The sequence below is a fragment of the Methylorubrum suomiense genome, assembly GCF_022179765.1.
Taxonomy (GTDB): domain Bacteria; phylum Pseudomonadota; class Alphaproteobacteria; order Rhizobiales; family Beijerinckiaceae; genus Methylobacterium; species Methylobacterium suomiense.
This window is the reverse complement of sequence record NZ_BPRE01000007.1, coordinates 262,329-286,571: the sequence shown is the minus strand read 5'-3', so window position 1 is coordinate 286,571 and position 24,243 is coordinate 262,329. Positions and strand designations below refer to the sequence as shown.

Genomic DNA, 24,243 nt, shown 5'->3' with positions numbered 1-24,243 from the left:
CCCGGGATCCGAAAAATTTAGGCGTCCCCATCCGCTCTTGGGCGACTCTGTGCTCCAGTCTGGAATAAGTAAAATATGCAGCTTTGTCCGCTTCTCGACGCGGGACGATTTGTTGATTGACGCTCGGAGCGATCGTCTCTTAGTTAGTGAGGTGTTTTATCTTCGACCCAGCAACAACTCTCGCCCTTGGATGTGATCCAACGTGCGCGGACGGACCAATCGGATTGGCCGGATGTGTTGCTCGATGTGCCGACAGGAGCCGATCCGCGATGATGTTCTCCGAGGCCGCGGTGGCATTGTCGGATCCCGAACGGCTCGTCGCCGATCTCGTTGATCACATGAATGCTCACGATGTCGCTCACGACCGGATAGGACGCCGCGTCGTGGTGCATCTCGGCCTCGGCGATGCCACGCTCGAGCCGGATGGGGGCATCCTCCGGGTGCGGGTCGAAGCGCCGGACGAGGGGGGCCTGGAGATGATGCGCTCCGTGGTCGCGTCCAACGTCGTCGACTTCGCCGGAGGCGATCCCCCCCAGATCGTCTGGTCGGGCTTCACGGCGGGGGCCGAGACCTTCTCGAACTTTCGCGAGCTTCGACTCGTCGAGGGCCGATCGCTCACCCCGCGCCTTCGTCGGCTCACCTTTACCGGTGCGGATCTCGGCCGCTTCGCCGATCATGAGAACCTGCACGTGCGGCTCTATCTGCCGCCGCCGGACGTGGCGCGTCCGGAATGGCCCCGCCCGGGACCCGACGGGCGCACGATCTGGCCGGACGCCACTCGGCGCCCGGATATGCGCTACTACACGATCCGCCGCGCCGAGGCCAAAACGGTAGAGATCGATTTCGTGCTGCACGACGCCCCTGGCCCCGGGGCGCGCTTCGCCCTGCATGCGGAGCCCGGCGCGATCTGCGGCATCGCCGGCCCCCTAGGTCGGACCGCGTCACCCGCCGCCTGGACATTGCTCGTCGGCGACGAGACGGCCCTACCGGCCATTGCCCGCATCCTGGACGCCATGCCCGCCGATGCGCAGGGCATCGTGCTGCTTGAGGCGGAGAGCGAAGCGACGCACTATCCCCTGCGTGCCTTTGAGGGCGTGCCTGTGCGGTGGCTCGAGCGACGGGCAGATGCCGAGAGCCCGCTTATCGACAGTGTGCGGCGCCTCGAATTTCCGATGACGGCCGACGTTTTCGTCTGGGCCGGCTGTGAATCGACGATCGCCCGCTCTCTGCGCCGCATTTTGCGCAGCGAGCGGGGCTTGAGCCGAGAGAAACATCTTGTCGTGGGCTATTGGGACCGGGATGAGCCGACGACGCGCTGAGATCGATTTTCGCGGGCTCGACGCCTCACTTCATCAATGCAAAAGCTTGAATGGCTGCCGGCGTCATGATGACGACGAACAAGACCGGGAGGAAAAAGACAATCATCGGGACCGTCAACTTCGGCGGCAGTGCAGCGGCTTTCTTCTCCGCCTCGTTCATGCGGATGTCCCGGCTTTCCTGGGCCAGCACGCGTAAGGCCTGCCCCACCGGTGTGCCATAACGCTCTGCTTGGATGAGGGCTGTGGTGAGTGACTTCACCGGCTCCAGGCCCGTACGCAGGGCCAAGTTTTCGTAGGCCACACGCCGATCCGGCAGATATGACAATTCTGCATTGAGCAACGCCAATTCTTCGGCAAGGACGGCCGATTGCGTCGCAATCTCGAGACTGACCCGACGGAACGCGTTTTCCGAAGACATTCCCGATTCGACGCAGATCAAGCACATATCGAGCGCATCGGGCCAAGCTTGACGGATCTGTGCCTGCCGTTTGGAGGTGAGGTTGCTTAGGTAGAGTTCGGGCAATTTCATACCGATGAAACCCGCCAGCACCACGAGCCCGGCACGAATCATGAGAGGCTGGTCGAGGACTTGCAGCACGAACAAGTAGAACAAGGCCACAATGGTGACGCCGATGGGCATCACGAGGCGAAAGAAGAGGAAGGCTGTTTCGGCGCCCGCGCCGCGGTGGCCAGCCAGAACCAGTTTTGCCTTGGCTGTCTCTGTCCCGAGCCAGCGTGTGAGGTTAAACTGCTCCACCACCCGCTTCATGTAAGCCTTGGGCTCCGTGCGCAGTGTTACGCGATTTGAAAGCCGCTCCCGCTCACGCACCCGCATCTGCTCGCGCTCGTCACTCACGAGCTTCATGCGCTTGCCGAGTTCATCCGTTTCCAGCAGCGGCTGAACGAGCGTGTAGACTGTCGCGGCAGCAGCAATGCCCGTCAGCACGGCGGCGATAGAGCGCGGCTGAAAAGCCGTTTCGACCATCTGTTCCAGCATCACTCGCCTCTTCGTCCCCTCCGCGCCACCGCTCCGGAACCCCTCACTGGGCTCGTGGTATCACTGCAAGCATGTTGCAGTTCCGGGAAGCATGCTGGTGGCCGCGTCACACCGTGCGATGCACAGAATGTCTATTGCCCCTTAAAATAACGACTATCTTCAAACGTCGAAGTTAATCATTTTCCGCATCATCAAGATCCCGAGACCCATCCAGATACCAGATGCTGCGAGCGCCACCTTTCCGATCCAGGTCGTCCACAGGAGAGAGATGTAATCAGGATTTGAAAAATAGGTCGTTGAAGCCACCACGAAAGGAAGCGCCGCAATAATTCCCGCAGAAACCTTTGCCTCCATACTCATAGCTGCAACCTTGCCCGCCATCTTCTTGCGCTCGCGTAGAACGCGCGACAAATTACCAAGGGCTTCAGATAAGTTGCCGCCCGCTTTGGCTTGAATACCGATCACTACGGCGAAAAAATTGACCTCCGTCACCGGCACGCGCTCATACATGCGTTGAATCGCCTCCGACATCGACAGGCCAAGTGTCTGAGCCTCGTTCGCAGCCTTGAACTCCGATTTCAGCGGCTCTTTCGCCTCGCGGGCGATGATCCGGAGGCAATCGCCGAGGGGAATGCCGGACTTGAGGCCACGGACGATCACGTCGATGGCATTGGGCAATTCGTCGATGAAGCCAGCGATGCGCCTCTTCTGCAGGTGCTTCAGCATCCAGACAGGGACACCGAGGCCGCCCGCGAACATCGCCAGCAATGCAACGTAAAAGTTGTCGGAGACTAAGAAAACGCCGAAGGCAAGCGCCACGGCAATCAGCACCGAGACAACCTGATATTTTCGTGGCGTCCAATCAAGGCCCGCTCTGGCGAGCTTCAGCTCCAAGGTAACTTTGGTGCTGTCCTTTTTCGCTTCCAGTTCCTTGAGGCTCTTAGCGACCTGCTCCCGTCGATTGGAAGCAAGGGCGCGCTCGGCGCTGACGGAACGGCTTTGGCCGACCGACTTACGACGCTGCTCCGCTCGGCGCTCGCCGGAAAGCAAGGGCATGAGCGTGACATAGGCGACAGCCCCCGCCGCCACGGCGACCAAGCCTGCCACAAGAGGAAGGTTCGGTATGCTCATGCCGCCTCTCCGGCCAGAGCAGCAGCGTCGAGTGCCTCCGCCAGCGCGCGCTCCTCGCCGTAATACCGCGCGCGATCCCAGAAGCGCGGGCGACCGATCCCGGTCGAACGGTGACGACCGATCAATCGGCCGCTCGCATCCTCACCGAGCACGTCGTAAACGAACAGATCCTGGGTGATAATGACATCGCCTTCCATCCCCAGCACTTCGGTGATGTGGGTGATGCGTCGCGAGCCGTCGCGCATGCGCATGGCCTGGATGATGACGTCGACCGAACCGGTGATCATCTCGCGCAGGGTCCGCGAAGGCAGCGAGAAGCCGCCCATGGTGATCATCGATTCGATACGAGCGAGACATTCGCGCGGCGAGTTCGAGTGCAGCGTTCCCATCGAGCCGTCATGGCCGGTGTTCATGGCTTGCAGCAGATCGAACGCCTCCGGACCACGCACCTCGCCGACGATGATGCGCTCGGGGCGCATACGCAGGCAGTTCTTGACGAGATCACGCATGGTGATCTGGCCTTGACCCTCAAGATTTGGGGGCCGTGTTTCGAGGCGGACCACATGTGGCTGCTGAAGCTGCAATTCGGCGGCATCTTCGCAGGTGATGATGCGCTCATCGTTCTCGATAAAGGCCGTGAGGCAGTTGAGCAGCGTTGTCTTTCCCGAACCCGTACCTCCGGATATGACGACGTTGCAGCGAACCTTGCCGATGATCTGCAAGATTTTCGCACCCTCAGGCGAAATGGCGCCGAAGCGAACGAGTTGATCGAGAGTCAGCTTATCCTTTTTGAACTTACGGATGGTCAGGGCCGGTCCATCGATGGCGAGCGGGGGGGCGATGACGTTGACGCGCGAGCCGTCGGGAAGGCGTGCGTCACAGATCGGCGAAGATTCATCGACGCGGCGCCCGACCTGACTGACGATACGCTGGCAGATGTTCATCAGCTGCTGATTGTCGCGAAACCGCACATTGGTGAGCTGGATCTTGCCGGCGACCTCGATGAATGTCCGATCAGCACCGTTCACCATCACGTCGGCGATGTCGTCCCGGGCAAGCAACGGCTCGAGCGGGCCATAGCCCAACACGTCGTTGCAGATATCGTCGAGCAACTCCTCCTGCTCTGCGATCGACAGCACGATGTTCTTGAGGCCGATGATCTCCGTGACGATGTCGCGGATTTCCTCACGGGCCGATTCGCTATCCAGGCGAGCGAGCTGAGCGAGATCGATCGCCTCGATCAGCGCCCCGAAGATCATGCTCTTGGTACGGAAATACTCTTCGGATTTGTGCGCGGCAGGTGGCGGTGCCGGTTTCGGAATCGGTGGTGCTTCCGGACGCGCGGGGCGCACCTCATCCTGCAGCACCGGCGCGGGCGGCAGGGCCTTCCCCACCGAAACGACAGGTGCGGCCGGAGCAGCGGGAACAGAGTTGGAGCGACGTCCGAACATGGCGCTATTCGCCCTCACCTGACGAGAGTGAAGAGGACGACATTCCTACGATGCCTTCTTGCGGCCCAAGCGCGCCAAGAGCGGTTCAAGGATGTTCGCCCGCGCCCGTTTCACCTCGCTCCGGCCGGTGACGAGACTCGCGATTTCCGAAAAGATCTCGGCGGCCTTCGCCCCTGCCTGCACCTCAGCGATCATCTGACCGTTGTTCGCCGCCGTGCCGAACAAAGCGGGATCGAACGGAATGCTGGCCTGCAAGCCGGCATCAAGGGCCTTCTTGAAGTCGTTGGCGGAGATTTCCGGGCGCTTGGGCATCCCGACGCCGTTGAGGATGACCCGCGCTTGAGCATCGTTGGGCCTGCTCGCCTGAAGCAGCGCGAGCAAATTCTTCGTGTTGCGTAGAGACGTGAGATCTGGTGAGGCGACGATCAGGATTTCGTCGGCGGAGACAAGGACGCGACGGGTCCAAGCCGACCAGCGATGCGGGACATCGAGCACGATGCAGGGCACCGCCGCCCGCAGCAGATCCGTCAAAGCGTCGAAGGCCGGCTCGGTCAGATCGATGGTGCGATCGAGAGTGGCCGGAGCGGAGAGCAAATTCAGATTGTCCGCGCATTTGGACAGCAAGCGGTCGAGCAGGTTGGCGTCGAGGCGTTCGGGAGCGAACACGGCCTCGGCAATGCCCTGGGGCGGGTCCTGGTTGAAGTTGAGGCTCGCGGTTCCGAAGGCGATGTCGAGATCGGCGATCACGGTCGCGGTGCCGTGCTCCCGGGCGACTGTCCATGCCAGGTTGTGGGCGATCGTCGAGGCACCGACCCCGCCCCGAGCACCGTAGACGGCGATCGTGCGACCGACGGGCTTGGCTCCCGGCGCTGCAAACAGATCCGACACCGCCGTGATCAGCACGACGGGCTCTACCGGTGCAATCAGGTACTCGCTCACGCCACGTTGCATAAATTGCCGATAGAGCAACACATCGTTGACATGTCCGACCACGAGCACTTTCGTGCCCTCGTCACAAACCTCTGCGAGTTGGTCCAGGCATTCGAGCGGACGCGATTTCGGCCCAACAAATTCGATCAGGATCACGTTCGGCGTCGGAGCGTGGCGATAGGCTTCGACCGCGGCGGCGCCACCGCCCATCTGCACCTTCACATGCGCTTTCTGCATCCGCCGGTCGGAGACGATGCTCTCAATCATCGCCGCCGTCTCGGACGTTTCACAGAAGGCCTGGATCGTGATCCGGGGCACCGGGGCGATCGTCCGCTCTGTAGCCTCGTGAATGTCCGGCATGACGCGTGTTTCCGGTTCGATAATCGCACATCACAGGGGGGGCGAAGCGCGGGGGTGCCGCTGCTCAGTTCTTCACCTCGTTCGCGACGTTCGTCTTCCCATCCTGCCGCCAAGCGGTTGATGGATCCTTGCCATTGCGCAGATCGTCGATGTCGCGAGTGCGCCGGACGGTGTCGATGCGGCCTTCGGGGCGACCGCGGACGAGGTCGATCGGATCGGCGATTTGAGAGGCGACGTTCGATTGCATCGAGCAGCCCAGATTCCAGTGCGGCTCGTTTGACCAATCGGCACGAAGGTCGCTCGTACCGAGATCCCGGGGCCATAGCCCGCATTTGCTCGATACCTTGGCCTGCATGCGCTGGAAGGTGAGGCGGATTGGGGACGCGAGGGCGGGGTTGGCGATCGGATAACCACCGATCAACCATCCGCCCGGCGGCACGCCTAGATTCCCACCGACGCGACGAATTGCTGCGCCGGTGCGCTCAACCGGTCCGACCAGGGCCGGGGCAACGCCGCGCGGGAGTTCGAGAGTGATCAATCCGCGTCCGTAGCGGCGATACTCGACGAGAAACGCCTCGAGATCGGCCGATTGGCGGGGATCAAGATGGCCGATGCCCGTGGGAAAGACGTCGAGGGTTCGATCGGAATCCGCCAGCACGATCGGATGGCGGGTGCGAACGTCGATCGGGTAAGTCGAGCCGGTGGTGGCAACGCGGTCGGCCCGACAGGCGCTGAGCAACCCAGCGACCATCAACACCGCGACCGCGGATATCGGGCGAACAGGGAAGTGAGCGGGGAAACGCATCGGTCTCTCGATTCTGCTGAAGCGGCTCTGCGCCCGCGATCCGACTGGTCCGGCAGGGCCTTGAGTGGCCCGGCGCCGGTGCTCGCATCGACCTAGTCGGCGATGAAGCCGACACGGCCACGATAGGAGGGTCCGAGCGTGCCGCCCCCGACCGTTCCGTAGAGTTTGTTGAATCGTCCGAGCAGCACGGCCTGACCATCCGGCGCATCGACGAAGTTATCGTCCGGCCGTTGGACTTGGCGCGCTTCCATCGCCTGCGCGATGTAGGGCGTAACCATGATCATCAGCTCGGTCTCATCGCGCTGATAGTCGCGCGAGCGGAACAGAGCGCCCAAAATCGGCAGGTTCATCAGCCCCGGCAGGCCGCCGATGGCAGCGCGGTTCTTCTGCTGGATCAGACCCGCCGTCATCATCGTCGCGCCGGAAGCGAGTTCGACCGTCGTTTCCGAACTGCGCTTGGTCGTCGCAGGAATCGCCGTCGACCGCCCGTTGCCGGCGAAGGCGAAGTTGAAGCTGTTCTGCCGGTCCAATTCTGTCACGTCGGTCGCGACACGAATGGAGATGCGGTTTTCCGCCAACACAACCGGGGTAAAGGATAGGCTGACACCGTAGGGCTTGTAGACAACAGAGATTTGACAGCCCGTCCCAAGAGCGTTCGCGGCGCAGGCACCTGGGACGGGGATCTCACCGCCCGCTGTGAACTTGGCGGCTTCTCCAGAAATCGCTGTCAGCGTCGGCTCGGCGAGGATGCGCGAAACGCCAGCCTGCTCGAACGCTTTGAGCGTCGCTTTGAGCGAGAATCCACCCGCCCGCACGGAAGCGGTCAGAGCATTTCCATCCGGCGAGTAAGAGCCAGTGATTGGAAACGGCGTCGCATTGCTCAAAAAACTCCCCGGCGCTGATGCGACTGAATCGACAGGATTTAATGCCGCCCAGTTACCGGATGTACTGATGCCGAACTGCTTGATGATGGTACGCGAGACTTCCACAACAGTGACGCGCAGCATCACTTGATCTTTATTTCGCACAGTTAAGTTGTTAATGACGGCACCGCGCACACCACCGACTCCACCCGCGATGCCAACAAAGGCATTGGCGATATCAACGGCTTGCTGCGCTTCCGATGCCGACCCGACATTTCCGGATAGTACGATCGAATCGCCAACCGCTTTCACATCGAAGCGACCATTCGGCAAGCTTTGGTGAAGCGATTGCCTCAAGACGTTGATGTCACGAGCGATGGTGACATCGAGAGCAGCAATCTGGCGGCCTTCGGCATCCATGACGAAGATTGAGGTGGCGCCGTTCTCGATACCAATGAGGAAAAGTTTGCGACTCGATCGCACCACCGCGTTGGCGACGGCGGGATTTGCTACGAACACTTCTTTCGCGTCGCGGGGTAAGTCGACGATCAGGGAACGGCCCTTCGTCAGCTCAATCCTGCGCGATACATTGGCCTCAGCGGCGCCGATGGTCAGAACGGGTGAAGACGGCGCAGCTGATTGAGCGATAGCTGCAGAGCAACAGCCAGCAACAACGGTCAACGCACAGGCTTGGCTGTGAAATCGAAGGGACATCGGCATCGTCCTCACCGGCGCTGTTGCTTGGCGACGCCAAACCGAACCACCGTCATGGTTCCATCGGGCTCGGCATCCGCGACCGTGGCGGTCTGATTGGCATCCTGGACGCTGCGCAACACAAGCGAGAGCTGTCCGATCTTCTGCGCAAGCGTCACAGCCTCAGCTTGGCCTGGCGTAAGCGCCAGAGTCGCAGTCTCGGCGGTCACGACATTCGCGCCACCTTTTTCTTGGACGATCTGACCGACTGCCAGGACTCGGATGTCCGTTAACAGCGTCTCGGCGAATTGATCATTACCGCTACCGCTCTCGTCCCGGGCGGTCTTAATCACATCGACCCGATCGTTTGGCAAAATGAAACCGCCCGCTGAACTCGAACCGCGGTTATCGGTGGTGATGGCCACAGCTCGCATGCCCGGAGGTAGGATCGCCGACATGAAACCGCTGCCGGCTTTGACCAAACGTTCGGGGCGGATCGGCTCGTTGGCAGAGAACGGGGTCCGTACGATCGACCCAACTGCGTCCTCAAGACCGTGGGGAGCGGCTTTGCGCTCGACATAGGTAGACGACAAGGCCTGCTCGGGCCAGGACATCCAACGGAGGTCTTCGGGCTTCAGGGTTTGACCCATCGGGAGATCGGCCGCCGCGACGAGCACCTCGGCAAGCTGAATCTGCGGCGCGGGCTCCGCGCGAAGGACCGGTTCTGGAGGCTTCTCTTCACCGCTCATCAGTAGAGCAGCGCCGCAGCCCGCGACGATCGCGATGGCCAGTACGGCGAGACGGGCTGGTTTCATGACGAGTGCGGACCATTCGACGGCCTTACCGCCGTCCGATTCCGACCCTGAACCAAGATTCGTGTCTTTATGGTTAATTATCTATCGTCACGACGACATAGTCTGTTTCCCGCGCCGACGATCACGCAGATGATGACGGCGGACCTATCTGGCAAACACAGTCTCGTGCGTGGAATTTTATGTCAGCGCGAATTACATCTCAAATAAAAATACATATTTGCAATGCATATGCTATGTATATGCAAGCCTCTCCCAGCCAAGTGCATTTGGCATCACAATCAAGGCTGCCGTTGCCAGAGCGATGCCATAGGGAATTCCAGATGTTGAATCGTGTAGCTTGACTACAAAAGGGATGCGTAGTGTGATTTTTGGGAGCGGAAAAGTGCGAAGATACACTATCGCAAGCGTCAAGGCGCCCCCAATGATTGCTGCAACAACTAAATAGTCGACAAGACTTGACAGCCCAAGCCATAATGCTGTCGTAGCCGCGAGTTTTGCATCGCCACCCCCAACCCAACCGCGAGCAAACATCGCGAAGGCTGCTATCAGCGTCAATACTCCTGCCGCGACGTGCCAACCCATATCCTGGAACGACATATTCGAACTCAACGCATAAACGGCAAAACTCGCCGCAAGAAAGCTCGTGACCCGATTTGAGATACGCATCGTGAGCAAATCGCTTGCAGCTGCATAAGCCATGATAAATGGGAACAGCATACAGACCAAAATATAATCTAAGCTGAATGACATCACCATTTCCCCTTCATGCAGAAATTTGGGAGTTATATAGCTGTAAATGAAATATTGATCTGTACTGCATCGGCACCCTTAGATCTCGAGTGATGATTTATGTTTTACACATCGACCTGGCTACCACACTTCAAACAGTCGTAAGGGATGGAGGGCGGCCAATACGGCCTTCCACTCCATCCCATCAGACTTCCTTATACTATATAATACTGATACAGCGTAGCTGGAAATGATGCTTATTGTGCGGAAGAGATACCGCTAGCCTTAGTGTTGAGAGCCGCGCCCATCGTCGAGAAAGCAGAGGTAAGGCTTGTCTTGAAAGCCGTAAAGATCGTCACGACAGCGATGCCCATCATCGCAGCAACCAGGCCATATTCAATCGCGGTGGCGCCGGACTCGTCGGCGACGAAACGCTTGGCGATAGCTTTCATGGTACTCTCCACTTGACCTTTGTTTGACGTGTCGGTCGAAAATCTGTTCATGCACCGATCGGCGACGGGCTTAGAATTAGCTCCCATGAGTTGCTTTTGAGTTAAACCATTCGATGAACCTTGAGAAACGGGGCCCGTTTGAAAGCTGCGTTAACGGTCGGTTTCACCAATTGCATAGCGACGGAAGATGCGAAGAGGCAGCACCGCAAACGAGCCTTAGCAGTTCTTTCACCACTTTTCGGTTGTGCTGTGGGTCGCGCGCTGCCCGCTCGCCCCGCTCGTTCTTGGGGTCTGGCAGGCGGCGCATCCCGGCAATGACCCGCCGGCTCACCGGACCGGACCGACCGCCCATGCCCTGCTCGCGCCTCGCCCGCTCGACCCTTCTCGCCGCCGGTCCGGCGCTGCTCGCCCTGTTCGGTCATGCCGTCGCGAACGAGGCGGTGCCGCAGAACGTGGTGTCCGTCTCGGTGGACAACGCGAAGGTGATCCGGTTGCCCGAGAAGACCGCGACGGTGATCGTCGGCAATCCGATGATCGCCGACATCACGCTCCAGCGGAACGGGGTCGTCGTGCTGACGGGCAAGAGCTTCGGCAGCACCAACCTGATCGCGCTGGACCACAAGGGCACGATGCTGGCCGAATCGACGATCAGCGTGCAGGCGCCTCAGGCTTCGATCATCACCGTGCAGCGCGGCCTCGATCGCGAATCCTATTCCTGCACGCCGAACTGCCAGCCGTCGGTGCAGCTGGGCGACGCCCAGAAATATTTCTCGGACACCAGCGCCCAGGCCGAACAGCGACGCTCGATGGCGGCGGGCAAATAGCCCACCGTCGACGCAGCGCGGGGGACGTCAGATCGTCTGATTGTAAGCGCCCACTTCCGGGTGCTGCCGCAGCACGCCGTCGACGGCTTTGAACATCGCGTGCAGCCGCGCCTCGGAGACCGGGCTCTCCACCACGACGACGAGTTCCGGCTTGTTCGAGGAGGCGCGCACCAGGCCCCAGGTGCCGTCCTCGGTGGTGATTCGGACGCCGTTCACCGTCACGAGGCTGGTGATCGCCTGACCCGCCACCGGCTCACCTCCCGCCTGCATCGACCGGAAGCGCTCGGTCACCGCGTCGACGACGCCGTACTTCACCTCGTCGGCGCAGTGGGGCGACATGGTCGGCGAGCCCCAGGTCTTGGGGAGGGCCCGGTACAGGTCGGCCATCGTTTGGGTCGGATTGCGATCGAGCATCTCGATCACCGCGATCGCGGTCAGCAGGCCGTCGTCGTAGCCGCGGCCGACCGGCTCGTTGAAGAAGAAGTGCCCCGACTTCTCGAACCCGGCCAAGGCGCCCAACTCGTTGACGCGGCGCTTGATGTAGGAATGCCCGGTTTTCCAGTAATCGGTCTGGACCGCGCGCGATTGCAATTCCGGATCGGCCGCATAAAGCCCGGTCGATTTTACGTCGACCACGAAGGTGGCGCCCGGGTGAAGCTTCGACAGGTCGCGGGCCAGCATGACCCCGATCTTGTCGGCGAAGATCTCCTCGCCCTCATTGTCCACCACGCCGCAGCGGTCGCCGTCGCCGTCGAAGCCGAGGCCGACATCGGCGCCGGTCTCCTTCACCTTGGCCGCGATCGCATGAAGCATCTCCATGTCCTCGGGGTTCGGGTTGTAGCGCGGGAACGTATAGTCGGGCTCGACATCGAGCGGAATCACCTCGACGCCGAGGCGCTCCAGGAGGGCCGGGGCGAAGGCGCCCGCCGTCCCGTTGCCGCAGGCCGCGACGACCTTGAGCTTCCGCGAGATTGGCTTGGCCCGCGCGACCAAGTCCGCGAGGTAGACCTCTGCGAAGCCCTCGATAAACGCGTAGGTACCGCCGTCGCGGTACTGAAAGGTGCCGCCGGTGACGATCTCCTTGAGGCGGCCCATCTCCTCTGGGCCGAACGTCATCGGGCGGTTGGCGCCCATCTTCACGCCGGTCCAGCCGTTGTCGTTGTGGGATGCGGTGACCATGGCCACGCAGGGACAGTCGAGGGCGAACTGGCCGAAATAGGCCATCGGCGAGAGCGCGAGACCGATATCCTTCACCCGCAAACCGGCTGCCTGCATCCCGGCGATGAGCGCGAGCTTGATCGAGGACGAGTAGCTGCGGAAATCGTGTCCGGTGACGATCTCGGGGCGCACCCCGAGTTCGTGCACCAGCGTGCCGAGTCCCAAGCCCAAAGCCTGGACGCCCATCAGGTTGATCTCCTGCGGGAACAGCCAGCGGGCGTCGTATTCGCGAAACCCCGTCGGCTTGACCAACGGCAGCTGCTCGAACGCGAAGGTGTTCGGATCGAGCTTCGGCACGGGCTTGGGGAACATCGCGGGCCCTTCGCGTCGGTGGGTGCGGAACCGCCGATGCATGTAGCCCGCGCTACCGGCCAGGGAAAGCGCGGCGGCTCTCCCTGGCCGGGCCCTCAGCCGGTCAGAATACGCGCTTCTCGCGGATGCTGCCGTCGAAGCCGACATGGAGCAGGCGCTCGCGTCCGTCCGTGCCCTTGGCGGCCACATCGAGATGGCGCGGTCCGCGCCCCGCGATGCGGACATCCGTGTAACCGGCCGCCTCAACCTTCGCCTTGAGGCCCGGGACGTCGATCTCAGGGCCGAGACCGACCTTGTCCTTCATCCAGTCGACGCCGCCGGGGGGCGGGCCGCCCGCGGGCTTGAGACTCGTCGTGGTGCCATCGGCCCGGACCAAGGCAGCGGCGTGGAGGAAGCCGTTCTCGAAGCGGCCGCGCACCGTCACGGTCTCGCCCTTACGGACGAGATCGCCGCCTTCGCCCTGACGGCCGGTCTCGATCAGCGCCCGGCCAGACGTGTCCTGCAGGATGAACTTGTTGCCGAAGATCTCGGCCACCTCGCCCTTGGCCGCCACGGCGCCGGACGGAGCCAGCGCCGAGATCGCCACGGGCTCCAGCGGGGTCGTCGCGACGTCGCCCTTCTGGGCGAAGGAGAGGCCGACGGCGCCGAGCGCCAACGGAACGGCCAGGGCACCGACGACGAGGCCGCGGCGGGCGCCGGAGCGGCGCGCTGCACGGGCGGGCTCGGCCTCGGTGGGGGTGGTGACGGGGGTGGGGATGGGCTGCTCGGTCATCGTTCTCGTCTTTCCTCTGGGATCTCGAACATGCTCCGGCGACCGCTTCGCCGCCGGGATGCAGCGTGTTTAGGAGACGGCCCGAAATCCGGCCTGAACCTGCCGGTTCAGTTCCCGTTAAAGGTCAGCGCCTACAGCGCGCCGCCCTTCGAGATCCCGCGGGAGGCCCTTGGACGCCGATGAAGCTGCTGCTCGCCGAGGACGATGCCGCTTTGGCCGCGGAGCTGTTGCGGGCCCTGCGCGCCGAGCACTTCGCCGTCGACCACGCGGTGAACGGCGAGGATGCGCGCCATCTCGGCGAGACCGAACACTACGATGCCGTCATCCTCGATCTCGGACTTCCGGTGGTGGACGGCGTCACGGTCCTCCGCGACTGGCGGACGGCAGGGCTCACGCTTCCGGTCTTGATCCTGACCGCGCGGGACGGCTGGAGCGACAAGGTCGCGGGATTCAAGGCGGGCGCTGACGATTACCTGGTCAAGCCGTTTCGTGTGGAGGAACTGGTGATCCGCCTGCGCGCGCTGGTGCGGCGCGCTAGCGCCAACGGCGCGACGCGGATCACCTGTGGCCCCCTCGTCTACGATTCCGGTCTCGGCAGCTTCGAGCGGGACGGCCTGCCGCTGCGCCTCACCGGCCTTGAATGGCGCGTGCTGTCCTGCCTGATCCTGCGCAAGGACGTGGTGGTGCCGCGCGATCAGCTGATCGAGCGCGTCTATGACGGCGATGCCGAGGTCGATTCGAACTCGGTCGAGGTCATCATCACGCGGCTGCGCCGCAAGATCGCCCCGGCCCGAATCGAGAGCGTGCGGGGTCACGGCTGGCGCCTTCATGCGGAGCCCGACGCGTGATGGGACGGCGCAGAGGTGCCTCGCTGCAGCGGCGCCTGTTTCTCGGTGCCCTCGTCTTCGTCACGCTGGCCCTCGTGGTGGCGGGCCTCGCCATCGGTCTCGTGCTCTACCGCTTCGCCCGCGGGCAGATCGATGCACGGCTCGATGGCGAGATTTTCGCGATATCCGCTGACCTGAAGACCGGCAAAGACGGTCCCGTTCTGTCGTACGCCCATGACGGGCCGCCCTTCGATCGCCCACGCAGCGGGTGGTACTGGCAGGTTCGGACGGGGGAGGGGATCCTGCGCTCCCCCTCGCTCGGCGAGGCCGAGCTCACCGTGCCGCGCGGCCCCGAGCGGGAGGATGGCCGACCCGCTCCTGCGGACGGAACGGGGCCACGGGGTGAGGGACTGATCCTGCGCGTGCTGCGCCTAGCCGGTCCCCGCGATGCGCCCGAGACGGTGATTGTTGCCGCTGCTCCAGCGGCAACCCTGCACGGCCCGCTGCGCGAAGCGGGCAAGACGCTGACGCTGGCGCTCGGACTCCTGGGCATCTGTCTGCTGGCGGGCATTGCCGTGCAGGTGCGGCTCGGCCTGCGCCCCCTCGATACCTTGCGCCGCGAACTCGCGGCGGTGCGGGCCGGCCAACGGGACCGCGTGCCGGAGGAACAACCACAGGAGATTCGGCCGCTGGTGACCGAATTGAACCTGCTGCTGGACCAGAATGCAGCCAATCTCGAGCGTGCCCGCGCCCATGCCGCCAACCTTGCCCACGGTCTGAAGACACCGCTCGCGACCTTGGCCATGGCGGCGGAGCGCAGTGCCGAGCCCGGCCTCGCCCCGCTCGTCGCCGCCATGGACCGGCAGGTCCGCCATCACCTGCGCCGGGCCCGGGCAGCGGCCTTGGGCGGGCCCTCGCGTGCCCGAGCCGATCTCGCCGGGCAGACCCGCGATCTGGCCGCCGCCCTGGCCCGGCTGCACGCCGAGCGCGGCTTGGCCATCGAGACGGAAATCGCGCCGGGTACGAGCGTGGCCTGTGATGCCCAGGATCTCGACGAGATGCTGGGGAACCTGATCGACAATGCCTGTCGCTGGGCACGCAGCCGCGTTCGCATCGGAGCAGCGCGCAGCGGAGCCCTGATCGAGTTGCGCGTCGAGGATGACGGACCCGGCCTCTCGACCGATCAGGTTGCCCATGTCCTTCAGCGCGGTCGTCGCCTGGACGAGAGCGTGCCGGGTGATGGGTTCGGGTTGCCGATCACGCTGGAACTCGCCGAACTCTACGGCGGGGATTTGAGCTTGGAGCGCTCGGACCTGGGCGGTTTGCTGGCGCGCCTGCGCCTTCCGGTGTGAGGAAGAATCGGTTCGACCCGCCGCCGCACCCAAGCGGCGGTGGGTCGATCGGAGCCCCTACGGCAGACCGTTTCCGCCCGCGGCGCCGTAGACCTGCCCGGTCGCGTAGCTGCCATCGGAGGCGGCAAGCTGCACGTAGATGCCCGCGAGCTCGACCGGCTGACCGGGCCGGCCGAACGGTGTCTTCCCCCCAAACGTCTCGAGCTTGTCCATTGAAGCGCCACCGGACACCTGCAGCGGTGTCCAGATGGGACCGGGCGCGACTCCGTTGACCCGGATGCCCCGAGCGGCGAGCTGCTTTCCGAGGGAGCGCACGAAGTTCGTCGTAGCGGCCTTGGTCTGCGCGTAATCATAGAGGTCGGGCGTCGGGTCGGTCGCCTGCTCGGAGGTGGAGGCGATGATCGTCGAGCCGGGCTTGAGGTGCGGAAGCGCGGCCTTGATGATCCAGAACGGGGCGTAGATGTTCGTTTTCATCGTCCAGTCGAACTGCTCACTGGAGATGTCGAGAATCGAATCGTGTGCCTGTTGGCGCGCGGCGTTGCTGACGAGAATATCGAGCCCGCCCAGGCCCTGAACGGCCCGCTCGACCAGAGAACGGCAGAAGCCTTCGTCGCGCAGGTCGCCAGGGATGGCGATGCCCTTGCGCCCCGCCTGCTCGATCAGGCGGATGACCTCCTGAGCGTCCGGCTCCTCGTCGGGATGGTAGTTGATCGCGACGTCGGCGCCCTCGCGGGCGAAGGCGATGGCCGCGGCCCGGCCCATGCCCGAATCGCCGCCGGTGATGAGCGCCTTCCGTCCGGCGAGGCGGCCCGAGCCGCGATAGCTCGTCTCGCCGTGATCGGGCTTCGGATCCATGCGGCTGGCCAGACCCGGCCAGGGCTGCGACTGCTTCTTGAAGGGCGGCTTCGGGTATTTGTCGATCGGGTTGATCAACGGGTTCGATGCGGGCTCCTGCGCCGCCGCTGGCCCGGCGGCAGCGACCGTTGCGGTCGCCGCCATGGCGAGACCGCCACCGACGCCTCCCACAAGTTGGCGTCGGGAAAGGGGAATTCGGTTATGGTCGTCCGTGGCCATGGTCGCTCCTCGTGCAATGCCGATGGGAACGGCACCACCCGGTGATCGTTTCGGAGCGCGTTGCCGCAGGGCGGAGGCAAAGTCCGGATGTCCCGGGGGACACGAGCCCCGCTTGTGAACGGTGGACGCGCGATGGCGGGGGGCGGTTCGACCGGCCCGCCGTTGCCAGAATGGGTGTTTGCGTGTAAGCGCGCCTCGCGCCCTTGAGACACCCTTGGAGGCACGGGCGCGCTGGGAACGGTCGGGCCGTCCGCTTCGGGCGGCCTTTGTCGTTGGGCCCGGCTCCATTTTTTATCAGAAGGATCACGCCATGAGCGCTTCCAAGTCGCTTGAGGCCGTGGCACGCGACCGGGTCGGCAAGGGGGCCGCCCGGGCCGTTCGTCGCCAGGGCCAGATTCCCGCCGTCATCTACGGCGGCAACCAGGCTCCGCAGGCCATCGCCGTCGACCTCATCCGCACCCGCACGCTGATCTATGCAGGCGGCTTCAAGACCACGCTGTTCGACATCAGCGTCGGCGGCAAGAAGGTCCGTGCGATCCCGCGCGACTACCAGCTCGACCCGGTCTCCGGCGTGCCAATGCATGTCGACTTCCTGCGCGTCGTGGCCGGCCAGACCGTGACCGTCGAGGTGCCCGTGCACTTCGTGAACGAGGACGAGGCCCCCGGCATCAAGCAGAGCGGCGGCACGCTCAACGTCGCGCTGCACACCCTCTCGCTCGACGTGGCGCCCGACCAGATCCCCGAGGCCGTCGAGATCGATCTGACCGGCCGCCAGATCGGCGACGTGATCCACGTCTCCGACATCAAGATCCCGGCGGGCACCTACACCGGCGAGGCCACCGACACGGTCGCCAACATCCTGCCGCCGACCGTGCTCGGCGCCGAGGTCGAGGCCGAGGAGGCCGCGATCGCCGAGGCGCAGTCCGCCGAGGCCGCCGAGGAGAAGGCCGAGGCCGAGGAGACCGAGGGCGGCGAGGACGAGAAGTCCGACGCGTCCGACAAGGAGTGATCCGGTCCGGGCGCGGCAGCGCGCCCGGTCGATCAGAGAGATGCCTCGGCCGCCCGGCCGGGGCATTTTCATGTGTAACGGGGCATTCGCATGCGGCTCATCGTCGGCTTAGGCAATCCCGGCCCGCGCTACGCACGAAATCGCCACAACATCGGCTTCCTGGCGGTCGACGAGATTGCCCGCGTCCACCGAGCGAGCCCGTTCCGGCGCCGCTTCCAAGGCGAGGCGGCGGAAGTCGTGCTCGGTTCCGAGCGCGCCATTTTGCTCAAGCCGCAGACCTATATGAACGAATCCGGCCGCTCGGTCGGCGAGGCGCAGCGCTTCTTCAAAATCGCGCTGGCCGACGTCATCGTGCTGCACGACGAGCTCGATCTCGCCCCGGCCAAGCTTCGGGTGAAGCTGGGAGGCGGCAATGCCGGCCATAACGGCCTGCGCTCGATCACGGCGCAATGCGGCAACGATTACCGCCGCGTGCGCCTCGGCATCGGCCATCCCGGTGACAAGGCGCAGGTCCATGCCTACGTCCTCAACGACTTCGCCAAGGCGGAGGAGCCCTGGGTCGAAGATTTGTGCCGGGCCATCGCCGACCACGCCGCCGTGATGGCCGCCGGAGAAGATGCGAGCTTTCAGAACAAAGTGCATCTCGCCATGGTCGGACGCGGATGGGACGCGGTGAAGACGCCCGCCGAGGCCGGCAAGGCGAAGGCCGCGTCCAGGGACGCGAATTGACACGACGGCACCAGACCCCGATGGAGCCCACAACCGGGTGCGGCTCCCGACCGATCACGACGGACCTTTAGGACCAGCCATGGGCTTCAAATGCGGCATCGTCGGCCTGCCGAACGTCGGCAAGTCGACCCTCTTCAACGCGCTGACCCAGACGGCGGCGGCGCAGGCCGCCAATTATCCGTTCTGCACCATCGAGCCGAATGTCGGCGAGGTCGCGGTGCCGGATCCGCGCCTCGACAGCCTCGCCAAGATCGCCGCGTCGAAGGAGATCATCCCGACGCGGCTCACCTTCGTGGACATTGCCGGCCTCGTCCGCGGCGCCTCGAAGGGCGAGGGGCTCGGAAACCAGTTTCTCGCCAATATCCGCGAGGTCGATGCCATCGCTCACGTCGTGCGCTGCTTCGAGGACGGCGACGTGACCCACGTCGAGGGCAAGGTCGATCCCATCGCCGATATCGAGACGATCGAAACCGAGTTGATGCTGGCCGATCTCGACAGCTTGGAGAAGCGCGTGGTGGCGCTGGAGAAGCGCGCCAAGGGCTCCGACAAGGAGGCCAAGGAATTCCTCGACCTCGTCAACCGGGCGCTCCCGCTGCTGCGGGACGGCAAGCCGGCGCGCCTCGTCGAGCGCAAGGATGACGAGGAACGCCTGTTCCAGCAGCTCGGCCTGATGACGGCAAAGCCCGTGCTATACGTCTGCAACGTGGACGAGGGCGATGCCGACAAGGGCAACGCCCATTCCCAGGCGGTGTTCGATCGGGCGAAAGCGGAGGGCGCGGTGGCGGTCGTCGTTTCGGCCAAGATCGAGAGCGAGATCGCGGTGATGCCGGTAGCCGACCAGGGCGAATTCCTGGAAGCGGTCGGCCTGACCGAGCCCGGCCTGAACCGGGTGATCCGCGCGGGCTACGATCTGCTCGGCCTCGTCACCTACTTCACCGTCGGCCCCAAGGAGGCTCGCGCCTGGACGATCACCAAGGGCACCCGCGCGCCCGCCGCCGCCGGGGTGATTCATACCGATTTCGAGAAGGGCTTCATCCGGGCGGAAACCATCGCCTATAAGGACTATACCGCCCTCAACGGCGAGTCCGGCGCGCGCGATGCCGGCAAGCTGCGGCTGGAAGGCAAGGAATACGTGGTGCAGGACGGTGACGTCCTACATTTCCGCTTCGCCAACTGAAGCCGCCTTGCACCTCTATCCGCGCCACGCCTGGGACCTGACGCCGTCCGAGGCGGTGGCGCTGCAGAAGCGCCTGCGCGGGGAGGTGGCGATCGACCGGCCGATCGATCTCTCGTCCGTCCATCTCGTGGCGGGCGTCGATGTCAGCGTGAAGAACGAGCGCTCCCGTGCTGCGGTCGTGGTCGTGACGTTTCCGGGTTTTCTCGTGGTCGAGATCGCCACCGCCGAGCGCCCGACACCCTTCCCCTACGTGCCTGGGCTCCTCAGTTTCCGTGAAGGGCCGGTGCTGGAGGAGGCGTTCGGACGGCTGAGGGCCGAGCCCGACGTGTTCCTCTTCGACGGCATGGGCACAGCCCATCCCCGTCGCATCGGCATCGCCTGCCATATGGGCCTGTGGCTGGAACGCCCGACCATCGGCGTCGGCAAGACGCGCCTCGTCGGTACGCACGGACCGCTTGCCGAGGAAAAGGGTGCCTCCACGCCGCTGATCGACCGCGGCGAGACCATCGGCGCCGTCCTCCGCACGCGAACGGGCAAGCACCCGCTCTTCATCTCGCCGGGACACCGGGCCGATCTCACGAGCGCGGTGGCTCTCGTGCTTGCCTGTACGCCCCGATACCGCCTACCGGAGCCGATCCGGCTCGCTCACCGGGCGGCGGGAGATTTCTGAGGTATTCGAGAGATTTACTTCGGGCTCGAACCGGTCGTGGACCCCGCAGCGGCATCCCGCCCTACGAGGCATCCTCGGTCAGCTTTCTCCGCCCGGCCCGGACAGGTTCGATCTGCGAGGCATGACGCACCCGCGCCAACGCTTCCCCCGCCTGTCGGGCCAGAGCTTCGATGCGTGCGAGCGCGGTGGGATCCAGCCACACCATGGCGCACCAATAGGCCCCCAGGGCCGCTACGGGGTTGGGCGAGCCGATCGGAACCATCACGAGGCTGCAGATGGCCTTGTTCACGTAGCTGGCATGGGGCACGCGGGAATCGGACGCGATATCGGTGATCACCACCATCTCGTCGTTCAGCATCGCCCAACCCGAGATGCAGGCGTCGAGCGGGAAGCGGGAACCGCACCAGAGGGGTTCAATCGCGTCCTCCGCGACGTAGCGGCACGACGTACCCTCGCGCAGGACCACGGCAATGCCATCGGAACCGGCGATCCACCGGGCCGTGAGCCGCAGCACGTCGATCACCTCATCCTCGGATCCGGCTTCCGCCATCAGGGCGGCGGTTCTCGTCAGCGCCGGATCGTGCCTGTCATACGCATTCACCATGTTGGCACGCTAGCGCGCTTAGCGCGGGGCGTACAGGCGACCCCAGGCCGCCGGAACCATCCGTACGGTCCGGCACAGTGTCGATCCGCTCTCGGGTCGAGTCAACGGCGACGCCGGGTCGAGCCCGTCGAGAGCGACTGGGCCTGCGCCATCGCATCCGCCCGATCCCCCTCGCTCGCCGAGGCCCAGGCCTTGTCGTAGAGATCGACGATCCAGGCATCGGACGAGCCCTGCACGCCCGCGCGGGCCAGCGCGAGCCATGTCAGGCCCTTGACCGTCTGACGCGGCATGCCGGTGCCGTTCACCAGCAGGTCACCCAGCAGCGCCTGGGCCGGGCGATGGCCCTTCTCCGCAGCGAGATTGAACCAGCGCGCGGCTTTGCGCGGATCCTGCTCTACGCCCGTGCCTTCGAGGTAGAGCCGGGCGAGATTGTACTGCGCGTTCGGATCACCGAAATACGACGCCGCGTAGTTGAACATCTCGTAGGCACGCTCGGGGTTCGGGCGCACGTAAGTGCCCTTAATTCCCTCGAGGAAGTAGGTCCCGAGCGCGTTGAAGGCGCTCGCCAGCACCCCGGAATTCGGCGTGTCGGGCGCATCGTCGGTGGTGTCGTCGGCGATCCGCGTGAAATACTCGAACGCCTTCAAGTCGTCCTGAGGCACCCCGTCGCCCGACGCGTACATGCGGCCGAGTTTCCATAGGGCCAGGGTCTGGCCCTGGTCGGCGGCATATTCCAGCGCGCGAACAGCGCCCTGCTTGTCACCCGCATTGTAATCGCGCACGCCCGAGCGCAGGGCGTCACGGCCCGACCGGAACCCCTTCTCCGGGACCGGGGTGCGGACGGTGGCATCGAGTGCGGTCGTCGGACCATTGGCGGCGAGCATCAGCGTGAAGCCGAGGAAGCCGGCGAGAAGGGCCGCACGAAGCCGACCTGGATCGGCCCCGGCCGGCCACATGGGCCGGAACGAGACAGTCCTAGATATCGGCATAGATGTGCGTCTCCTGGGCACCGCCCGGATGCGTGACGGCGCCATTCACGGCGGGCCCCACGGTCTGCGCGTATTTCCAGAGATAGCCCGAGGTCGCGGCATTGCCCCGCGGTGTCCAGGCGGCACGACGCTGGGCCAGTTCCTCGTCGGAAAGGGCGACGTCGAGAGTGCCCTGGATCGCATCGAGGGTGATGATGTCGCCGTCGCGCAGGAGACCGATCGGACCGCCGATGGCCGCCTCGGGACCAACATGGCCGACGCAGAAGCCGCGGGTTGCGCCGGAGAAGCGCCCGTCAGTGATGAGCGCCACCTTGTCGCCCATACCCTGTCCGTAGAGGGCGGCGGTGGTCGAGAGCATCTCGCGCATGCCGGGGCCTCCCTTCGGGCCCTCGTAGCGGATGACCAGAACGTCGCCCGGCTTGTAGGTGCGGTTCTGCACCGCCTCGAAGCAGGCCTCCTCGCCGTCGAAGACGCGGGCCGGCCCGGTAAAGACTTGGCTCGAGGCCGGCATGCCTGCGACCTTCACGATGGCCCCCTCCGGCGCGAGGTTGCCCTTGAGGCCGACCACACCGCCGGTGACGGTGATCGGCTTGTCGGCCGGGCGGACTACGTCCTGATCGGGATTCCAGGCGACCTTGGCGAGGTTCTCCGCGATCGTGCGGCCGGTGACGGTAAGGCAATCGCCGTGCAGGTAGCCGTGGTCGAGCAGTGTCTTCATGAGGAGCGGGATGCCGCCGACCTCGAACATGTCCTTGGCGACATAGCGGCCGCCGGGCTTCAGATCGGCGATGTACGGCGTCTTGCGGAAGATCTCCGCGACGTCGAACAACGTGAATTCGATCCCGCATTCGTGTGCGATTGCGGGCAGGTGGAGCGCCGCGTTGGTCGATCCGCCCGAGGCCGCCACCGTCGCCGCGGCGTTCTCGAGGCTCTTCCGGGTCACGATGTCCCGTGGGCGGATATTCTTGGCGATGAGTTCCATCACCTTCTCGCCCGCCGCGGCGCAGAATTGATCGCGGATCTCGTAGGGAGCCGGGGCGCCGGCGGAATAGGGCAGGGCGAGGCCGATGGCTTCGGACACCGTCGCCATGGTGTTGGCGGTGAACTGCGCGCCGCAGGCGCCCGCCGACGGGCAGGCCACCCGCTCTAACTCGTCGAGATCGTCGAGGCTCATGTCCCCGACGGCGACCTTGCCGACCGCCTCGAACAGATCCTGCACGGTGACCGGCCGACCGCGGAACGAACCGGGCAGGATCGAACCGCCATAGATGAAGATTGACGGCACGTTGAGGCGCACCATGGCCATCATCATGCCGGGCAGGGACTTGTCGCAACCCGCGAGCCCGACGAGCGCATCGTAGGAATGGCCGCGGATCGTCAGCTCGACCGAATCGGCGATGACCTCGCGGGAGGGCAGGGAGGCGCGCATGCCGCCATGGCCCATGGCGATGCCATCCGTGACCGTGATGGTGCAGAATTCGCGCGGCGTGCCCTTGGCGGCGGCGACGCCCTTCTTCACCGCCTGCGCTTGGCGCATCAGCGAGATGTTGCAGGGCGCGGCCTCGTTCCAGCAGGAGGCCACACCGACCAGCGGCTGGTGGATCTGCTCGGTGGTCAGGCCCATGGCATAGAGATACGAGCGGTGGGGTGCCCGCTCGGGTCCCTCCGTCACGTGCCGGCTCGGCAGCTTCGACTTATCGGTCTGACGCGCGTCCATCGCTGATTGATCGCCGATCTCTGCCCCGGTCCCTGTACGCATCCGAGGTCGCGGCGCCTCCCGAGAGAGGTCTCGCGAAAACGTCGTTCGACGTCCTCGAAACTCCGCGATAAAGCGTTGGAGCGACAGCACTTACCGCGACCCCGGAAGTCGTCCCGGTTTATGGTGGGATTGCGGCGCTCGAAGGCACGCCCCAAGGCAAAGTCTGGTTGGTTTCGCGGTGTGTCGGGCCCGCAACAGCTACGCTTGCTTCAATTCACGTCCTGAAATTTCGTATCGAGCTTCATCCGCCTGCACGTTGAGCGCTCATCACTTGAAACCGCTGTGCGGCTTCATCCGGTTTTTCGGGTGATCAAATCCAGTCACACCGAGCATCAACTCGACGATTCGCCCCATCCCTGACGGATCGACCGATCGCGCGGTG

At 64.3% G+C, this 24,243-nt stretch carries 23 protein-coding genes; 8 read left to right on the top strand and 15 right to left on the bottom strand.

Annotated elements, in window-relative coordinates; translation table 11 throughout:
* Window positions 1-269 precede the first annotated feature (269 nt).
* Window positions 270-1,319 (top strand): siderophore-interacting protein, encoded by a 1,050-nt coding sequence (locus MFF26_RS13580; RefSeq protein ID WP_137829970.1) that lies wholly within the window; start codon window positions 270-272, stop codon window positions 1,317-1,319.
* 25 nt (window positions 1,320-1,344) lie between these two features.
* Here the strand turns inward: MFF26_RS13580 and MFF26_RS13575 are convergent, their stop codons facing one another.
* The 9 genes from MFF26_RS13575 to MFF26_RS13535 all read right to left on the bottom strand — a co-directional run bounded on the left by MFF26_RS13575 (window position 1,345) and on the right by MFF26_RS13535 (window position 10,545).
* The gene (locus tag MFF26_RS13575) at window positions 1,345-2,316 is read right to left on the bottom strand and encodes a type II secretion system F family protein (RefSeq protein ID WP_137829971.1); all 972 of its coding nucleotides are present in this window, start codon (window positions 2,314-2,316) and stop codon (window positions 1,345-1,347) included.
* 159 nt (window positions 2,317-2,475) lie between these two features.
* Window positions 2,476-3,447, bottom strand: a complete 972-nt coding sequence (locus tag MFF26_RS13570; protein WP_137829972.1) for a type II secretion system F family protein — start codon at window positions 3,445-3,447, stop codon at window positions 2,476-2,478.
* Window positions 3,444-4,898 carry a TadA family conjugal transfer-associated ATPase gene (locus MFF26_RS13565; protein ID WP_137829973.1) on the bottom strand — a complete coding sequence of 485 codons (1,455 nt, stop codon included), beginning with the start codon at window positions 4,896-4,898 and terminating at the stop codon, window positions 3,444-3,446. Before MFF26_RS13565 ends, MFF26_RS13570 begins: the two co-directional genes overlap by 4 nt.
* A 45-nt stretch (window positions 4,899-4,943) precedes the next feature.
* Window positions 4,944-6,188 (bottom strand): CpaE/TadZ family protein, encoded by a 1,245-nt coding sequence (locus MFF26_RS13560; protein ID WP_137829974.1) that lies wholly within the window; start codon window positions 6,186-6,188, stop codon window positions 4,944-4,946.
* A gap of 64 nt (window positions 6,189-6,252) precedes the next feature.
* Entirely contained in the window at window positions 6,253-6,993 is a 741-nt protein-coding gene (locus tag MFF26_RS13555; protein WP_137829975.1) for a CpaD family pilus assembly protein, read from the bottom strand.
* A gap of 92 nt (window positions 6,994-7,085) precedes the next feature.
* Window positions 7,086-8,576: a type II and III secretion system protein family protein gene (locus MFF26_RS13550; protein ID WP_137829976.1), complete on the bottom strand. Its 1,491-nt coding sequence runs from the start codon at window positions 8,574-8,576 to the stop codon at window positions 7,086-7,088.
* Between the two features lie 5 nt (window positions 8,577-8,581).
* Entirely contained in the window at window positions 8,582-9,364 is a 783-nt protein-coding gene (gene cpaB, locus MFF26_RS13545; RefSeq protein WP_137829977.1) for a Flp pilus assembly protein CpaB, read from the bottom strand.
* A 231-nt stretch (window positions 9,365-9,595) separates the two neighbouring features.
* A complete protein-coding gene (locus tag MFF26_RS13540) occupies window positions 9,596-10,114 on the bottom strand; it encodes an A24 family peptidase (protein ID WP_137829988.1) in 519 nt (172 codons plus the stop codon).
* Window positions 10,115-10,350: 236 nt separating this feature from the next.
* Entirely contained in the window at window positions 10,351-10,545 is a 195-nt protein-coding gene (locus tag MFF26_RS13535; protein WP_137829978.1) for a Flp family type IVb pilin, read from the bottom strand.
* 350 nt (window positions 10,546-10,895) lie between these two features.
* On the opposite strand from MFF26_RS13535, the gene MFF26_RS13530 reads away from it, so the two are divergent.
* Window positions 10,896-11,369 (top strand): pilus assembly protein N-terminal domain-containing protein, encoded by a 474-nt coding sequence (locus MFF26_RS13530; protein ID WP_137829979.1) that lies wholly within the window; start codon window positions 10,896-10,898, stop codon window positions 11,367-11,369.
* Window positions 11,370-11,396: 27 nt separating this feature from the next.
* Here the strand turns inward: MFF26_RS13530 and MFF26_RS13525 are convergent, their stop codons facing one another.
* Both MFF26_RS13525 and MFF26_RS13520 read right to left on the bottom strand, forming a co-directional pair.
* On the bottom strand, window positions 11,397-12,899 hold the full coding sequence (locus tag MFF26_RS13525; RefSeq protein WP_238308103.1) for a phosphomannomutase/phosphoglucomutase: 1,503 nt from the start codon (window positions 12,897-12,899) through the stop codon (window positions 11,397-11,399).
* Window positions 12,900-13,002: 103 nt separating this feature from the next.
* Entirely contained in the window at window positions 13,003-13,671 is a 669-nt protein-coding gene (locus MFF26_RS13520) for a DNA-binding protein (RefSeq protein WP_238308102.1), read from the bottom strand.
* A 179-nt stretch (window positions 13,672-13,850) separates the two neighbouring features.
* Between MFF26_RS13520 and MFF26_RS13515 the strand changes: the two genes are divergently transcribed.
* Together MFF26_RS13515 and MFF26_RS13510 are read left to right on the top strand one after the other, a co-directional pair.
* A complete protein-coding gene (locus tag MFF26_RS13515) occupies window positions 13,851-14,519 on the top strand; it encodes a response regulator (RefSeq protein ID WP_137830036.1) in 669 nt (222 codons plus the stop codon).
* Window positions 14,519-15,850, top strand: a complete 1,332-nt coding sequence (locus tag MFF26_RS13510) for an ATP-binding protein (RefSeq protein ID WP_137830037.1) — start codon at window positions 14,519-14,521, stop codon at window positions 15,848-15,850. Before MFF26_RS13515 ends, MFF26_RS13510 begins: the two co-directional genes overlap by 1 nt.
* 57 nt (window positions 15,851-15,907) lie before the next feature.
* Here the strand turns inward: MFF26_RS13510 and MFF26_RS13505 are convergent, their stop codons facing one another.
* On the bottom strand, window positions 15,908-16,924 hold the full coding sequence (locus MFF26_RS13505; protein ID WP_137830038.1) for an SDR family oxidoreductase: 1,017 nt from the start codon (window positions 16,922-16,924) through the stop codon (window positions 15,908-15,910).
* A gap of 310 nt (window positions 16,925-17,234) precedes the next feature.
* On the opposite strand from MFF26_RS13505, the gene MFF26_RS13500 reads away from it, so the two are divergent.
* From MFF26_RS13500 to nfi, 4 genes are all read left to right on the top strand, one after another.
* A complete protein-coding gene (locus tag MFF26_RS13500; protein WP_137830039.1) occupies window positions 17,235-17,933 on the top strand; it encodes a 50S ribosomal protein L25/general stress protein Ctc in 699 nt (232 codons plus the stop codon).
* A gap of 90 nt (window positions 17,934-18,023) precedes the next feature.
* Window positions 18,024-18,662, top strand: coding sequence for an aminoacyl-tRNA hydrolase (gene pth / locus MFF26_RS13495; protein WP_137830040.1), 639 nt, complete (start codon window positions 18,024-18,026; stop codon window positions 18,660-18,662).
* Window positions 18,663-18,741: 79 nt separating this feature from the next.
* Window positions 18,742-19,839, top strand: coding sequence for a redox-regulated ATPase YchF (ychF, locus tag MFF26_RS13490; protein ID WP_137830041.1), 1,098 nt, complete (start codon window positions 18,742-18,744; stop codon window positions 19,837-19,839).
* Window positions 19,840-19,846: 7 nt separating this feature from the next.
* Window positions 19,847-20,509: a deoxyribonuclease V gene (gene nfi / locus MFF26_RS13485; RefSeq protein ID WP_137830042.1), complete on the top strand. Its 663-nt coding sequence runs from the start codon at window positions 19,847-19,849 to the stop codon at window positions 20,507-20,509.
* Window positions 20,510-20,570: 61 nt separating this feature from the next.
* Here the strand turns inward: nfi and MFF26_RS13480 are convergent, their stop codons facing one another.
* The 3 genes from MFF26_RS13480 to ilvD form a co-directional block, all read right to left on the bottom strand.
* The gene (locus MFF26_RS13480) at window positions 20,571-21,059 is read right to left on the bottom strand and encodes a GAF domain-containing protein (RefSeq protein ID WP_238308101.1); all 489 of its coding nucleotides are present in this window, start codon (window positions 21,057-21,059) and stop codon (window positions 20,571-20,573) included.
* 155 nt (window positions 21,060-21,214) lie between these two features.
* Window positions 21,215-22,102, bottom strand: a complete 888-nt coding sequence (locus tag MFF26_RS13475) for a tetratricopeptide repeat protein (protein ID WP_137830044.1) — start codon at window positions 22,100-22,102, stop codon at window positions 21,215-21,217.
* Window positions 22,089-23,819: a dihydroxy-acid dehydratase gene (gene ilvD, locus MFF26_RS13470; protein WP_137830045.1), complete on the bottom strand. Its 1,731-nt coding sequence runs from the start codon at window positions 23,817-23,819 to the stop codon at window positions 22,089-22,091. Before ilvD ends, MFF26_RS13475 begins: the two co-directional genes overlap by 14 nt.
* Between the last annotated feature and the right edge of the window lie 424 nt (window positions 23,820-24,243).

Excerpts from the sequence above, each read along its gene's own strand:
- MFF26_RS13580 (WP_137829970.1), top strand. The coding sequence starts at position 270 with ATGATGTTCTCCGAGGCCGCGGTGGCATTGTCGGATCCCGAACGGCTC.
- MFF26_RS13575 (WP_137829971.1), bottom strand. The coding sequence starts at position 2,316 with ATGCTGGAACAGATGGTCGAAACGGCTTTTCAGCCGCGCTCTATCGCC.
- MFF26_RS13570 (WP_137829972.1), bottom strand. The coding sequence starts at position 3,447 with ATGAGCATACCGAACCTTCCTCTTGTGGCAGGCTTGGTCGCCGTGGCG.
- MFF26_RS13565 (WP_137829973.1), bottom strand. The coding sequence starts at position 4,898 with ATGTTCGGACGTCGCTCCAACTCTGTTCCCGCTGCTCCGGCCGCACCT.
- MFF26_RS13560 (WP_137829974.1), bottom strand. The coding sequence starts at position 6,188 with ATGCCGGACATTCACGAGGCTACAGAGCGGACGATCGCCCCGGTGCCC.
- MFF26_RS13555 (WP_137829975.1), bottom strand. The coding sequence starts at position 6,993 with ATGCGTTTCCCCGCTCACTTCCCTGTTCGCCCGATATCCGCGGTCGCG.
- MFF26_RS13550 (WP_137829976.1), bottom strand. The coding sequence starts at position 8,576 with ATGCCGATGTCCCTTCGATTTCACAGCCAAGCCTGTGCGTTGACCGTT.
- cpaB (WP_137829977.1), bottom strand. The coding sequence starts at position 9,364 with ATGAAACCAGCCCGTCTCGCCGTACTGGCCATCGCGATCGTCGCGGGC.
- MFF26_RS13540 (WP_137829988.1), bottom strand. The coding sequence starts at position 10,114 with ATGTCATTCAGCTTAGATTATATTTTGGTCTGTATGCTGTTCCCATTT.
- MFF26_RS13535 (WP_137829978.1), bottom strand. The coding sequence starts at position 10,545 with ATGAAAGCTATCGCCAAGCGTTTCGTCGCCGACGAGTCCGGCGCCACC.
- MFF26_RS13530 (WP_137829979.1), top strand. The coding sequence starts at position 10,896 with ATGCCCTGCTCGCGCCTCGCCCGCTCGACCCTTCTCGCCGCCGGTCCG.
- MFF26_RS13525 (WP_238308103.1), bottom strand. The coding sequence starts at position 12,899 with ATGTTCCCCAAGCCCGTGCCGAAGCTCGATCCGAACACCTTCGCGTTC.
- MFF26_RS13520 (WP_238308102.1), bottom strand. The coding sequence starts at position 13,671 with ATGACCGAGCAGCCCATCCCCACCCCCGTCACCACCCCCACCGAGGCC.
- MFF26_RS13515 (WP_137830036.1), top strand. The coding sequence starts at position 13,851 with ATGAAGCTGCTGCTCGCCGAGGACGATGCCGCTTTGGCCGCGGAGCTG.
- MFF26_RS13510 (WP_137830037.1), top strand. The coding sequence starts at position 14,519 with ATGGGACGGCGCAGAGGTGCCTCGCTGCAGCGGCGCCTGTTTCTCGGT.
- MFF26_RS13505 (WP_137830038.1), bottom strand. The coding sequence starts at position 16,924 with ATGGCCACGGACGACCATAACCGAATTCCCCTTTCCCGACGCCAACTT.
- MFF26_RS13500 (WP_137830039.1), top strand. The coding sequence starts at position 17,235 with ATGAGCGCTTCCAAGTCGCTTGAGGCCGTGGCACGCGACCGGGTCGGC.
- pth (WP_137830040.1), top strand. The coding sequence starts at position 18,024 with ATGCGGCTCATCGTCGGCTTAGGCAATCCCGGCCCGCGCTACGCACGA.
- ychF (WP_137830041.1), top strand. The coding sequence starts at position 18,742 with ATGGGCTTCAAATGCGGCATCGTCGGCCTGCCGAACGTCGGCAAGTCG.
- MFF26_RS13480 (WP_238308101.1), bottom strand. The coding sequence starts at position 21,059 with ATGGCGGAAGCCGGATCCGAGGATGAGGTGATCGACGTGCTGCGGCTC.
- MFF26_RS13475 (WP_137830044.1), bottom strand. The coding sequence starts at position 22,102 with ATGCCGATATCTAGGACTGTCTCGTTCCGGCCCATGTGGCCGGCCGGG.
- ilvD (WP_137830045.1), bottom strand. The coding sequence starts at position 23,819 with ATGGACGCGCGTCAGACCGATAAGTCGAAGCTGCCGAGCCGGCACGTG.